The sequence below is a fragment of the Vagococcus penaei genome (assembly GCF_001998885.1).
Classification (GTDB): Bacteria; Bacillota; Bacilli; order Lactobacillales; family Vagococcaceae; genus Vagococcus; species Vagococcus penaei.
In genome coordinates, this window is sequence record NZ_CP019609.1 from 1306190 (window position 1) to 1319881 (window position 13692).

11 protein-coding genes and 1 other annotated feature are annotated in these 13692 nt (G+C 36.4%); of the genes, 1 reads left to right on the forward strand and 10 read right to left on the reverse strand.

Annotation, left to right across the window (positions count from 1 at the left end; all coding sequences use genetic code 11):
* The first annotated feature begins 31 nt into the window (after positions 1-31).
* Positions 32-261 (forward strand) — a binding site (T-box leader).
* A gap of 66 nt (positions 262-327) precedes the next feature.
* On the forward strand, positions 328-1602 hold the full coding sequence (gene serS, locus BW732_RS06275; RefSeq protein WP_077275949.1) for a serine--tRNA ligase: 1275 nt from the start codon (positions 328-330) through the stop codon (positions 1600-1602).
* A 49-nt stretch (positions 1603-1651) separates the two neighbouring features.
* Here serS and guaB read toward each other — a convergent pair whose 3' ends face one another.
* The 10 genes from guaB to mnmE all read right to left on the reverse strand — a co-directional run bounded on the left by guaB (position 1652) and on the right by mnmE (position 13685).
* Complete coding sequence (gene guaB / locus BW732_RS06280) at positions 1652-3136, reverse strand: IMP dehydrogenase (protein ID WP_077275950.1); 1485 nt, start codon at positions 3134-3136, stop codon at positions 1652-1654.
* Between the two features lie 133 nt (positions 3137-3269).
* Positions 3270-3974 carry a DUF1129 domain-containing protein gene (locus BW732_RS06285; protein WP_161485529.1) on the reverse strand — a complete coding sequence of 235 codons (705 nt, stop codon included), beginning with the start codon at positions 3972-3974 and terminating at the stop codon, positions 3270-3272.
* 18 nt (positions 3975-3992) lie between these two features.
* Positions 3993-5093: a redox-regulated ATPase YchF gene (gene ychF / locus BW732_RS06290; RefSeq protein ID WP_077275952.1), complete on the reverse strand. Its 1101-nt coding sequence runs from the start codon at positions 5091-5093 to the stop codon at positions 3993-3995.
* Positions 5094-5110: 17 nt separating this feature from the next.
* The gene (locus tag BW732_RS06295; protein ID WP_077275953.1) at positions 5111-5314 is read right to left on the reverse strand and encodes a DUF951 domain-containing protein; all 204 of its coding nucleotides are present in this window, start codon (positions 5312-5314) and stop codon (positions 5111-5113) included.
* Between the two features lie 115 nt (positions 5315-5429).
* On the reverse strand, positions 5430-6314 hold the full coding sequence (locus tag BW732_RS06300) for a ParB/RepB/Spo0J family partition protein (protein ID WP_077276876.1): 885 nt from the start codon (positions 6312-6314) through the stop codon (positions 5430-5432).
* The gene (locus tag BW732_RS06305) at positions 6307-7077 is read right to left on the reverse strand and encodes a ParA family protein (RefSeq protein ID WP_077275954.1); all 771 of its coding nucleotides are present in this window, start codon (positions 7075-7077) and stop codon (positions 6307-6309) included. Before BW732_RS06305 ends, BW732_RS06300 begins: the two co-directional genes overlap by 8 nt.
* Before the next feature lie 34 nt (positions 7078-7111).
* Positions 7112-7831 (reverse strand): 16S rRNA (guanine(527)-N(7))-methyltransferase RsmG, encoded by a 720-nt coding sequence (gene rsmG / locus BW732_RS06310; protein WP_077275955.1) that lies wholly within the window; start codon positions 7829-7831, stop codon positions 7112-7114.
* 567 nt (positions 7832-8398) lie between these two features.
* The gene (locus BW732_RS06315) at positions 8399-9559 is read right to left on the reverse strand and encodes an oxalate decarboxylase family bicupin (protein ID WP_077275956.1); all 1161 of its coding nucleotides are present in this window, start codon (positions 9557-9559) and stop codon (positions 8399-8401) included.
* Between the two features lie 818 nt (positions 9560-10377).
* Entirely contained in the window at positions 10378-12276 is a 1899-nt protein-coding gene (gene mnmG, locus BW732_RS06325) for a tRNA uridine-5-carboxymethylaminomethyl(34) synthesis enzyme MnmG (protein ID WP_077275958.1), read from the reverse strand.
* Between the two features lie 14 nt (positions 12277-12290).
* Positions 12291-13685, reverse strand: coding sequence for a tRNA uridine-5-carboxymethylaminomethyl(34) synthesis GTPase MnmE (gene mnmE / locus BW732_RS06330; RefSeq protein WP_077275959.1), 1395 nt, complete (start codon positions 13683-13685; stop codon positions 12291-12293).
* Positions 13686-13692: the final 7 nt, after the last annotated feature.

Below are 13692 nucleotides of genomic sequence, written 5' to 3' on the forward strand. Positions count from 1 at the left end.
TAAAAGGCTATATACTAATGTGTAAGTAAATAGACTAACTATTTGAGAGATTAGTACTTTTCATTCGGTGACTTTTAGAAAGTTGGCGGTCGATGCAAGCCAACAGTCACCCAAAAGGAATCCACTCTCTAGCAATGCATAACGAAAATTTGTTTAGCAAATCAAAAGTTATGACGGTTTGACCCGTTAACAATCTAACGAAGATACACGCTATTGTGTAAATTTGGGTGGCACCGCGACGTTCAACCTCTCGCCCCATAAATAATCATTGGATTATTGTGGGGTTGAGAGGTTTTTTTATATCATAATAATAAGGAGGAAATAAATATGTTAGACATTAAATTTATGCGTCAAAACTTCAATACTGTCAAAGAAAAATTATTAACACGAGGTGTCAACGATAGTCTGTTGACAGAATTTTTAGACTTAGATCAAGAACGCCGTAATCATTTAGTTGAGGTGGAAACACTTAAAAAACTACGTAACGATGTGTCTCAAGAGATTGCCCAACTGAAACGCAACAAAGAAAATGCTGACGAAAAAATCAAAGAAATGAAAGAAGTCGGTGAAAAAATTAAAGTTTTAGATGGTGACGTAACAGATATTGATAACCGTCTCCAAGAAATTTCTTATACTCTGCCAAACTTGCCTCATGATGATGTTCCCGTTGGAGCTGATGAAGAAGAAAATATCGAAGTACGTCGCTGGGAAACACCTCGTCAATTTGATTTTGAGCCAAAACCTCACTGGGAAATTGCTGAAAATCTAGGCATTTTAGATTTCGAACGTGGTGCTAAGGTAACTGGTAGCCGGTTCTTATTTTATAAAGGACTAGGTGCTCGCTTAGAACGCGCGATTTATAACTTTATGTTAGATACACACGTCTATGAACATGGCTATACAGAAATGATTCCGCCGTATATGGTGAACGATCAATCAATGTTCGGTACTGGACAATTTCCGAAGTTTAAAGAAGATGTTTTCCAATTAGCAGATACCCATTACACGCTGATTCCAACTGCAGAAGTTCCTTTAACTAACTACTACCGTGATGAAATTCTTAATGAATCTGATTTACCTGTTTACTTTACGGCTCTTAGTCCTTCATTCCGTTCTGAAGCTGGTAGTGCTGGACGTGATACTCGTGGATTAATTCGTCTGCATCAATTTAATAAAGTCGAGATGGTAAAACTAGCGAAACCAGAAAACTCTTATGAAGAATTAGAAAAAATGACTAGCAATGCAGAAACGATTCTCCAAAAATTAAACTTGCCTTATCGTGTTATTACTTTATGTACTGGAGACATGGGCTTTTCTGCTGCAAAAACTTATGACTTAGAAGTTTGGATTCCAGCCCAAGATACTTACCGTGAGATTAGTTCATGTTCAAACTGTGAAAGCTTCCAAGCAAGACGTGCGAAAATTCGCTACCGTGATGAAGATGGTAAAGTCAACTTAGTCCATACTTTAAATGGCTCTGGGCTAGCCGTTGGTCGAACAGTAGCTGCTATCTTAGAAAATTACCAGAATGAAGATGGTAGTGTCACAATTCCTGAAGTACTCCGTCCTTATATGGGTGGCTTAGATATGATTACTAAATAAAAAAAAATCCGACGATAGTTGACTATCGTCGGATTTTTTATAAACATTTTTAAGATTCAATTGAATAGTTTGGTGCTTCTTTCGTAATTTGTACATCATGAGGATGAGATTCTCTAAGTCCAGCACCACTCATTTGAATAAATTGCGCATTATCACGTAACTCTTGTAAATTACCTGCACCTACATAGCCCATACCTGCACGTAGTCCACCAAGCATTTGGAAAATAATATCTTGAACGCTACCTTTATAAGCAACACGTCCTTCAATGCCTTCTGGTACTAACTTATTAGCTTCATTGACACCTGTTTGGAAATAACGGTCACTTGACCCTTTTTCCATGGCACCTAATGAGCCCATACCTCGATATGTTTTAAAACGACGACCTTGATAAATTTCAAATTCACCAGGTGATTCATCTGTACCTGCTAACATTGAGCCTAACATAACGACATAACCACCAGCTGCTAAGGCTTTGACGATATCGCCAGAGTATTTAATTCCACCATCGGCAATAATCGTTTTCCCATATTCTCTAGCAACAGAAGCTGCATCGTAAATCGCAGTTAATTGTGGAACACCTACACCCGCAACCACACGAGTCGTACAAATTGATCCAGGTCCAATCCCGACTTTAACAACATCAACACCAACATCATATAAAGCACGTGTTGCTTCAGCAGTCGCTACGTTTCCAGCAATTAATATAGTTGTTGGGAACGTTTCACGGATTTCTTTAATTTTACGAATAACGCCAGCACTATGACCGTGCGCTGTATCGATAACAATTGCATCAACACCAGCATCAATCAAGGCTTTCGCACGATCAAATGTGTCACTTGTTACACCAACAGCGGCTGCAACTAATAAACGACCATGTACATCTTTCGCTGCATTTGGGAACTCAATGACTTTCTCGATATCCTTAATTGTAATTAAACCACTTAAACGTCCAGCGTCATCAACAATTGGTAATTTTTCAATTTTATGTTGTTGCAACGTTTTTTCGGCATCTTTCAATGATGTACCGACTGGTGCAGTAACTAAATTATCTTTAGTCATAACATCATCAATGGCTAACTGATGATCTGTCACAAAACGTAAATCACGATTAGTTAAAATACCAACTAATTTGCGGTTAGCTAATGTATCAACAATTGGGACACCACTAATCCGATACTTCGCCATCAAAGCTTCAGCTTCAGCCACCCGGTGACTCGGTGTTAAGAAAAATGGATCAATGATGACACCACTCTCAGAACGTTTGACTTTTTTAACTTCATCCCGCTGTTGCTCAATAGTCATATTTTTGTGAATAACCCCTAATCCACCTTGACGCGCCATAGCAATTGCCATTTTACTGTCTGTTACAGTATCCATGCTAGCACTCATGATAGGAATATTTAATTTTAGATTAGGTGCTAATTCAACCGATAAATCCACATCATGTGGCAAGACATGACTTGCAGCTGGAACTAATAAAACGTCATCAAAAGTATATCCTTTTTTTGAAAATTTCGTTTCCCAATTTGACATTAGTTGTACGCACTCCTTTGATTATTTTTAACTACAAAGTTACCAAAAATACTAGGCTTAGTCAATTAGAAGTGACTAAAAAAAGATAAATCTAATGTAGATAGCTACATCAGATTTATCTTTTAATGATATTTTAATAACGGCGCATAAATAGGCTACCTTGAATATTAAATTTTTTCTTCAATAGATAATGGATACCATAAGCTGCAACTCCTAAAACAATCGTTAAAATTGGGTCAAGTGATGGGTTGATTGATTTTGGAATTAATGATGCTCCCGAGAATAGTAACACCCATGGGATAAAGCAAAGCGCAATAATTCCACCTGACTTCAATGCACCAGGACGTTTACTTTGGTCTGCGCCTGGCAAATCAAAGCGATAAACAAATTTATAAATAAAGTAAAATGACAGACCACCTGAAATCCCACCAATTAAGATACTAATAATCCCTTGAGTCGCTTGTGGCGTTTTAGAAATCATTGAAAAAGCACCTGTGATAACGGCTAAGAAAGCAAATAATAATAACGAATTATCTAACCAAACTTTACCGAATGTCATATCTGGAGCAGGTTCTGGTTTCGTTGCAATGTTAGCTGCTGCTTCACTTGGTGTACCATAAAGTTGCTTGGCTGTCGTTCCCGTTTTTTGACCGGCAATTAACTCTTTTAACATATCATTTAATGCTTCGACTTTTCGCTCTTCACTCAAACTACGCTGTTCCAAAGCTTTTTTTAAATCAAAAATAAATTGGTCATTTTTTTTGGTTAGTTTTTTTTCTAGTTCACGATTTTCGGTTACTTTTTGACGTAACTCTTCAACTGTTGTTTTTTCTGCCACGATTGTCTCTCCCACTTTCTAAACGTTAAAACGGAACAACATAACGTCTCCATCTTGCACGATATATTCCTTACCTTCTAGGCGGACACGTCCAGCTTCTTTTGCTTGTGCCATACTACCATAAGCTTTTAAATCCTCAAATGACACAGTTTCTGCCCGAATAAAGCCGCGTTCAAAGTCTGTATGAATAATCCCTGCACATTGTGGAGCTTTCATCCCATTTTTAAATGTCCAAGCACGTACTTCTTGCTCACCTGCTGTGAAATAAGTTGCTAAGCCTAATAAATCATAAGCTGCTCTAATTAATTTATCTAGACCAGATTCCTCGATACCTAAAGCTTCTAAAAAGTCTGCTTTGTCATCATCATCAAGCTCAGCTATTTCTTCTTCTGCACGTGCACACACTGTAATCACTTCAGCGTTTTCTGTCGCAGCAAAATCTGTTACTTGTTTCACATAGTCGTTAGTTTCAGCCGTTGCAACGTCATCTTCTGCAACGTTCGCAACATACAATACAGGTTTCGTTGTTAATAAAAATAGCCCTTTAACAATTGGTAACTCTTCCGGTGTAAACTCGACCGAACGAGCTGATTGACCTGCCTCTAAAACTGGTTTAATTTTTTCTAACACTGCTAATTCAGCGACCGCTTCTTTGTCTTTGGTCTTCGCAATTTTAGCAACTCGTGCATAACGTTTTTCAACTGACTCTAAGTCAGCTAAGACAAGCTCTAAATTAATTGTTTCAATATCTGCTAGTGGATCAACACGTCCTTCAACGTGCGTGATGTTATCATCATCAAAACAACGCACTACATGACAAATCGCATCTACTTGGCGAATGTTACTTAAAAATTTATTTCCTAACCCTTCACCCTTACTAGCACCCTTAACAATTCCAGCAATATCAGTAAATTCAAATGTTGCGGGAACCGTTTTTTTAGGCTTAACTAATTGAGTTAATTCATCTAAGCGATAATCCGGTACCTCTACCATACCGACATTAGGGTCGATTGTTGCAAATGGATAATTTGCTGCCTCTGCCCCAGCTTTTGTAATTGCATTAAATAGTGTTGATTTTCCAACGTTGGGTAATCCAACAATTCCTGCTGTTAACGCCATTTTTTTCACTCTTTCCTTTATTCATTAGATTCTTCATTAGATTCTTTTTTAACTAAAACTTTTTTCATCTTTTTCGCAAACTCACGACGTGGCATCATCACGATGTGTTGACAATTTAAACATTTAATTTTAATATCCATGCCCATACGAACAATTTCCCAGCGGTTTGTTTGGCAGGCATGAGGTTTTTTCATTTCAACAATATCACCAAGTTCATACATCTAGTTCTACCTCCATCTATTTCATTTTTCTTGAAAAAGAATACATGCTATATAGTACCATATAACCGGATACTCTTGGTTGCTTTTTCAGATAAATTTATCTCTTTAGCTGTTTTTACTCATCGTCAAATTGAATTCCTAGAATATCTAAAATTCGAGTTAAATCCTCTGGAGATAGATATTCAATCTCAATTTTCCCTTTACCTTCTTTATCTTGAACCACCACTGATGTACCAAATTTATCAGTTAATAATTCCTCACTTGTCACGACATAATATGGTTTAGGTGACACAAGTTTTTTGACTTTTTTCGTATCAGGTTGTTCAGCATTCATATCAGAAACAATTTGTTCCAACTGACGAACGGTTAGATTTTCTTTCAACACACGGTTAGCTAGTGGGATAATCGCTTTGGTATTTTTCAAACCTAATAACGTTCTTGCTTGACCCATTGATAGTGACTCATTTTGAACTAAATCTTTGACCACTTTAGGTAATGTTAATAACCGTAAGTAGTTAGCGATATAAGAACGACTCTTTCCTAATTGCTGTGACAATTCATTTTGAGTTAATTTTAAATTCTTCATTAACATATCATAGGCTTCGGCTTCTTCCATTGGACTTAAATCTTCACGCTGTAAATTTTCTAAAACAGCAATTTGCATCATTTGTGCTTCATCAAATTCTCGAATGATTGCCGGTATGGTTTCTTTACCAGCTAGTTTTGATGCTCTAAATCGTCGTTCACCAGCAATAATTTCATAGCCTTTAACAGATGACTGACGCACAATAATTGGTTGAAACACACCAGATTGTTTAATTGATTTTGCTAATTCTTCTAACGCTTGATCATCAAAAACTTTTCGTGGTTGGTAGGGATTAGGGCGCAACTCTGAAAGGGGAATATTTTGAACTTCCTCTAATTTCACATCAACTTCTTCTAACGTTGACATATCTTGAAATAGCGCATTTATCCCGCGTCCTAAACTATTTTTATTCATCTTCGTCACGATTCATCACTTCCTTCGCTAATGCTTGGTAGACTTCGGCACCTTTAGAACGTGGATCATAATCAATAATCGCTTTCCCATGACTTGGAGCCTCTGATAAGCGGACATTTCTTGGAATAATCGTATCATATACTCGTTCTCTAAAATACGTCCGGACTTCTTCGACTACTTCCGAACCTAAATTAGTCCGTGCATCATACATCGTCAGTAACACCCCTTCAATTCTCAACTCAGGATTAAAGTGTTTTTGTACTAAACGGACAGTATTTAATAATTGACTTAGTCCTTCAAGCGCATAATACTCGCACTGAACAGGAATTAAAATCGAATCACTTGCAGAAAAAGAATTAATTGTTAAATGACCTAATGATGGTGGACAATCAATTAGAATGTAATCATAATTTTTCTTGATGTCTTGTAACGCTAATTTTAAGCGTGACTCTCTCGCCATCATAGAGGTTAATTCAATTTCAGCACCAGACAATTGAATCGTCGCAGGGGCAATATCTAAATTTTCACGATTCGTTGATAAGATGACTGTTTCAATTGGCACTTCATTGACTAAAACATCATAAATATCCTGCGTTACATCTGGCTTACGAATGCCAATACCACTTGTTGCATTACCTTGTGCGTCCATATCAACTAATAATACTTTATTTCCCGCATATGCTAAGCAGGCTCCTAGATTGACCGTTGTGGTCGTTTTACCAACGCCACCCTTTTGATTTGCAACAGAAATAATCCGTGTCATACGTCTTCCTCCTTCACATTGATTTCTCTACTAATTAAATCAATGGTTTCTTATTCGGTGTCCCTGGTTTTCGCGGATACTTGTTTGGTGTTTCTTTAGTTTTTTTAATATCAATAATAAACCGTTGATCATCTGTAAATGGTAATGAGACTGCTTTTTCTTCAACAAACTTGCCACCTAATAGCGCAATTGATTTCTTCGCTTCGGCCAGTTCTTCATCACTTTTTGCTGCTTTTAACGCTAAAAAATGACCGCCTTTTTTAACAAGTGGTAGACATAATTCATTTAATACTGCTAATCTTGCCACCGCTCGTGCAGTCACAAAATCAAATTGTTCTCTAAATTTAGGATTTTGGCCAAATGTTTCGGCACGATCATGGTAAAGTGAAACATTATCCAGTTCTAAAGCTGTTACTAACTCAGTTAAAAATTTAATACGTTTGTTTAAAGAATCAACAATAGTAATAGCTAATTGCGGAAAAACAATTTTCAAGGGAATACTTGGAAATCCAGCACCCGAACCTACATCACATAAATGATACTTTTCAACTGAAAAATCCTCTGCAAAAGCTAACGTAATTGAATCAAAAAAATGTTTTAAATAAACCTCTTCACAATCAGTGATTGCTGTTAAATTAATCTTTTCATTCCATTCAACTAGCATTTCAAAGTAGGTAGCAAATTGCTGCATCTGCTTTTCTGTTAAGCTAATTCCATACTTTTCAAGCTCTAATTTAAATACTTCTGGCTTCATACTAACTCTCCTTTTCGTGAAACATTGGATGTTTCACAACTAGTTCTACTTTAGCTTATCTCAGAAAAAAGTTCAATTAATTCCTTTGAATTCTTCCGAATAATTATATTAAAATGTTTCACGTGAAACATTAAAAATAAAAAAACAAAGTAAAAAACTAACTAAAAATAAAATAACATAAAAAAATAATGTTATTTAAACTCTTATAGCCATATGTTTTAAAACAATATTTAATTTTATTTTGTTTTTTTATTTTATTTTAGATTTTTTCAAGAAAATAGTGACGTGTTTACTCAATTTGTTCTACTTTTTCAACTCATCAAACTAATTATCAATCAGTACATGTACAAAGGTCTACCTTAATTGAGAAAATCACTTGTCCACAACGATTTTAAAATGCACTTACATCTAATTATGTGGATAACTTTTTCAAATAAAAAAGAATAGCCATCTGTGGATAAATTATCCTAATGGCTATTCTAAATTGAGATCAAAATCACTAAAACTTAACACTTAATTACATTAATATGTCTTTCGTGTAGGAAGAATGCTCTCAATCATTTATCATTAAGGTCGCTTATACCAAATAACTGGTTGAGGTTTATCAGGATTCGGTAATGATTCAACTATTTCCTTGGATATATTGAGATGGTCAGCAACCATTTGAATTGGCGATGTTCCTAACCATTTATTCAACGAAATATCTGAATAAACTGGCTGTTTAAAAATTTCGACAAACCGTAGTGGTTCATCTCCAATATTTTGGATATAATGACCAGCAACAATTGGAACTATACCCACATCTCCTGCTTGATAATTAAATGTGCGTGCTAACCCAGATGAATTAAAGACCGTCATTCTCGCCTTACCTTGCAGATAGTACTGCCACTCAGCAGCTTTTGGGTGCCAATGTAGTTCACGCATACCTCCTGGCTCTACCTCGACAAATGCAGCTGAAATTGTTTCTGCTGTTGGAAAAACTTTTTGATCAATAATCCGGACATTACCAGCCTCTGACTGAATGACTTCAGACCGACTTATATGATAAGTAAATGGAGATGGTACTGATCCTTGACTGCTAGAGCGATTAACTTCAGTAATTGGTCCCGGTACTTGTCCCTTAAAAATATATTTTTCAGCTTTCGGTAGCGAAGATAAGTTTTCTTCTGTTTGTTTAAAATTAGCAGCGACAACATCTAATGGTGTATGCAGTAACCAATCCGATAAAAGAAATGTATTATTTTCTGAAAAATCTGCTTCACTAAACACTAATAAAAATTCACAGCCTTGGTCTAGAGCTTGAATTGAATGCGGAATACCAGCCTCAAAGTTCCATAAATCTCCAGCAACCACATCATCAATAAAACTTCGACCCGATTCATCAATTGCTGTCACACGAGCGTTGCCATAAAGCATTAACCCCCACTCAGCTTCCTTATGCCAATGCATTTCCCGATAAGCCCCAGGTTCCAAACTCATATTTACACCAGCTACATCTTTTGACGCAGGTAACTCACGATTCGTTATCTCGCGCGTCCAACCACCTTCTTCTAGCCGTTGATGAGCGTCTGAATAACTAAAGCGTAGATTTTCTACCGTCCCATGATCTGTTTCAGGTGGCACTAAAATATCAGGATTTTCTTGGTCACGTTGTCGATTTCTGGGACCATGATCAATCCAACCCTTGCCATCTTTTTTTCTATAAGGTTCCAATTTATTCTTTAGCATTTAACCTCATCCTTTACCATTCTATTTTTAATTAGTTATTCATCGTGATTAGCAAAAATCCAATTTTAAAAATTGATTGTATGAACAGTGATAGTTCTAAATACCGAGACAAATTATTACTTAAATGACATAAAACTTATTCATGTTTACTTATTATATCAAAAATGGTGGCTCTCGCCAATTAAAGCCTATGACTACTTTTGTCTTATCATATTTTTTGAGTAAAGATATAATAATATGTATCCTCTTTCTATGATGATACCCAAATGTTTCACATGAAACATTGGGGTGAAAAATTAGTTGGCTAACTATATATTAACTTGCTAAAAGTACTATCGATATATACAAATCAATAAAGTTTTATGAGGTTTTATAAAAAATGGATGCTAGCGTTTTTTATGATCAATTAAAAGAATTGTATGCAGACAAAAATTATTGAAAAATCAGCTAAAATACTACTCATCAATATGTCGCATGACGCTTGTATGGATAACATGACTACTTTTTCAGAGATGATTCCTCAAAAAATTCTCGCTTTATTTTATACTACCCAACCTGACATTACTAAAAATTATAGGCTTAATTTAAATTTGATTGAAAAAACAATTCGATTTCCTAACATATCTATTTTAAAACAATTTATATAACATTTATGAAATTCATAAAACATACGACTTACAAAAATTAATTCCTAATTTTACGTATGTTTATCGTATTTATGGACATATATTAAATAACGTTTTTTTAAATGCTTATAGACGATGAATCGGTATGCTCGCATTCGCTCTGTTGTATAAAAAAACAAAAAAGACTTATCACTAAGCCTTTTCCTCATCTCTTTTCGCTATTTTTCCTTGTTCGATATAGACCATTAAAATACTAATATCTGACGGATTCACACCACTTATCCGACTGGCTTGAGCAATCGTTTCAGGACGAATTTTTTCTAATTTTTGGACAGCTTCTGTAGCTAAACTATTAATCGCATGGTAATCAATATTATCTGGAATTTTTTTAGCTTCCATACGTTTTAATTTTGCCACTTTGTCTTCTGCTTTTTTAATATAACCAGCATACTTAATTTGAATTTCAACCTGTTCAATAACATATCTTGGTAATTCTTGTTCACACTCTAAGAATGGTAACAAATCAAGATACTTCAATTCTGGACGTCTTAAAAGTTCACTTGCTAAAATACCATCTCGTAACTCAGCTGAATTTTTAGAGACTAAGAAGGCTTGCAACTCAGCTGTTGGGCGTAAGCGTAATTTCTCTAGTCGGGCTAATTCAGATTGAATTAGTTCTTTTTTTTCTAAAAAGGTTTGGTAGGATTGATCAGTTACTAAACCAACCTCATGGCCAATATCCGTTAAACGCAAGTCCGCATTGTCATGACGCAAGAGTAAACGATATTCAGCACGTGAAGTTAATAGCCGATAGGGCTCAGTTGTCCCTTTTGTAACCAAGTCATCAATTAAGACCCCAATATACGCATCACTGCGTTTTAAAATCAATGGGTCTTTACCTTGAATTTTTAATGCCGCATTAATACCAGCCATTAAACCTTGACAAGCAGCTTCTTCATAACCAGATGTCCCATTTGTTTGACCTGCAGTGTATAAACCAGCAATTTTCATCGTTTCTAATGTTGGACGTAATTGATGTGGAACCACAATATCATACTCAATTGCATAACCACTACGCATAATTTCAGCATTCTCTAATCCTTCAACACTCCGTACCATCTCGTTTTGAACATCTTCAGGTAAAGACGTCGATAGACCCTGTACGTAAACCTCTTCATTATTACGGCCTTCTGGTTCTAAGAAAATTTGGTGGCGCGGCTTGTCACTAAAACGAACGACCTTATCCTCAATTGATGGACAATAACGAGCCCCGACCCCTTCAACAATCCCTGTAAACATCGGTGCACGATGTAAATTTCGACGAATAATTTCATGGGTCTCTAAATTCGTGTAAGTTAGCCAACAAGATAATTGGTCGGTTAGATACATCGAATCTGGTGTACTAAAGCTAAAGTGATTTGGTGTCTCATCGCCAGGTTGTTCTTCAGTCACAGAATAGTCGATGGTACTTGATTTCACTCGTGGTGGTGTACCTGTTTTAAAGCGTTCGATTTCTAATCCTAACTCTTTTAAATGATCGGCTAGCCCAATCGCTGGTAATGAATTATTAGGACCTGATGAATACTTTAATTCCCCAATAATAATTTCTCCACGTAACGCTGTTCCAGCGGTAATAATAACGGCTTGACTGTAATACTCTGTCCCAGTACTGACAACCACACCTTGACATGCACCGTCTTTAACAATCAATCGTTCAACAATACCTTGTTTGACAGTTAAATTATCTTCTAATTCTAATGCATGCTTCATTGCGCTATGGTATTGGTGTTTGTCGGCTTGGGCACGTAAGGCTCTCACAGCAGGTCCTTTACCAGTATTTAGCATCCGCATTTGGACATATGTCTTATCAATATTACGTCCCATTTCGCCACCAAGAGCGTCAATTTCACGGACGACTACACCTTTTGCCGGACCACCTAGAGATGGATTACAAGGCATAAAACCAATCATATCTAAATTTAATGTAATCAGTAAGGTTTTCATACCCATACGTGCCGCTGCAAGACTTGCTTCAGAACCTGCATGACCACCACCAACAACAATCACATCATATGTATTTTCTTGCGTCATTTTTTCGCTCCCCTTTATTTTCCTAAACAGAATTGACTAAATAATTGTGTAATTAATTCATCTTGGACACTTTCACCAATAATCTCACCTAATAAGTCCCAAGCACGCGTCATATCAATTTGAACTAAGTCGACAGGCATTCCCATATCCAGTGCTGATAAAACCTCTTGTAAGGCTTCCTGAGCTTGTTCTAGGAGCGCCACATGACGTGTATTTGAAATATAGGTTGCATCACGTCCATCACTCGAGGCTGCAAAGAAGGTATCTTTAATCGTTTGTTCAAGTTGATCAATACCTTGACTTGACATGACAGAGATAGATAGAATCTCATCATCAGCAACAAACTGGGCTAAGTCTTCACGATTTAACTGTGAAGGTAAATCCATTTTATTCAATAAAATAATCCGGTGCATGCCTTCTGTTAATCGCAATAATTCTTGGTCCATCTCTGTTAAACTTTCGCTTTGATTTAATACTAATAGAATTAAATCGGCGTCTTGCAAAGCTTGACGACTACGTTCTACTCCGATTTTTTCCACGATGTCTTCTGTTTCACGAATACCAGCTGTATCAACTAATTTTAATGGTACCCCACGTACATTGACATACTCCTCAATCACATCTCGAGTCGTACCAGCAATTTCCGTAACAATCGCTTTATCTTCACGCAATAAGTAATTTAATAAGCTTGATTTACCAACATTTGGGCGACCAATAATTGCGGTTGATAGACCTTCACGTAAAATTTTTCCTTGTGTTGCGGTTTGTAGTAAATGAGTAATACGTTCACTCACCTCTTCGGCACGGTCGTGTAAGACTTGGGACGTCAGTTCTTCAACATCATCATATTCTGGGTAATCAATGTTCACTTCCACTTGTGCTAAGCCATCTAAGATTGTTTGTCTTAAGTCTCTAATTAGCTGTGATAAACGACCATCTAATTGTTTAACTGCCAATGCCATCGATTCATCCGTTTTCGCTTGAATTAAATCCATTACAGCTTCAGCTTGTGATAGGTCCATTCGACCATTTAAAAAGGCTCTTTTAGTAAATTCACCTGGTTCAGCTAATCGTGCACCCTGACGCAATAGTAATTGTAAAATTTGATTCGCAACGACCATTCCACCATGACAGTTAATTTCAACGATATCTTCTTTGGTGAAAGTTTTAGGCTCACGCATAACCGAAAACATAACCTCATCTAGTACTTGATTAGTTTTAGGATCTTTAACGTGACCATAGTGAATCGTGTGACTTGGAACATCGACTAGTGATTTTTTTTGATAATTACTCACTTGAGCGGCAATTTGAATAGCCTCAGATCCAGATAAACGGACAATACTGATAGCTCCCTCACCAGGTGGTGTCGAAATCGCAGCAATCGTATCAAATTCTTTGGTGATGTTCATGAAATCT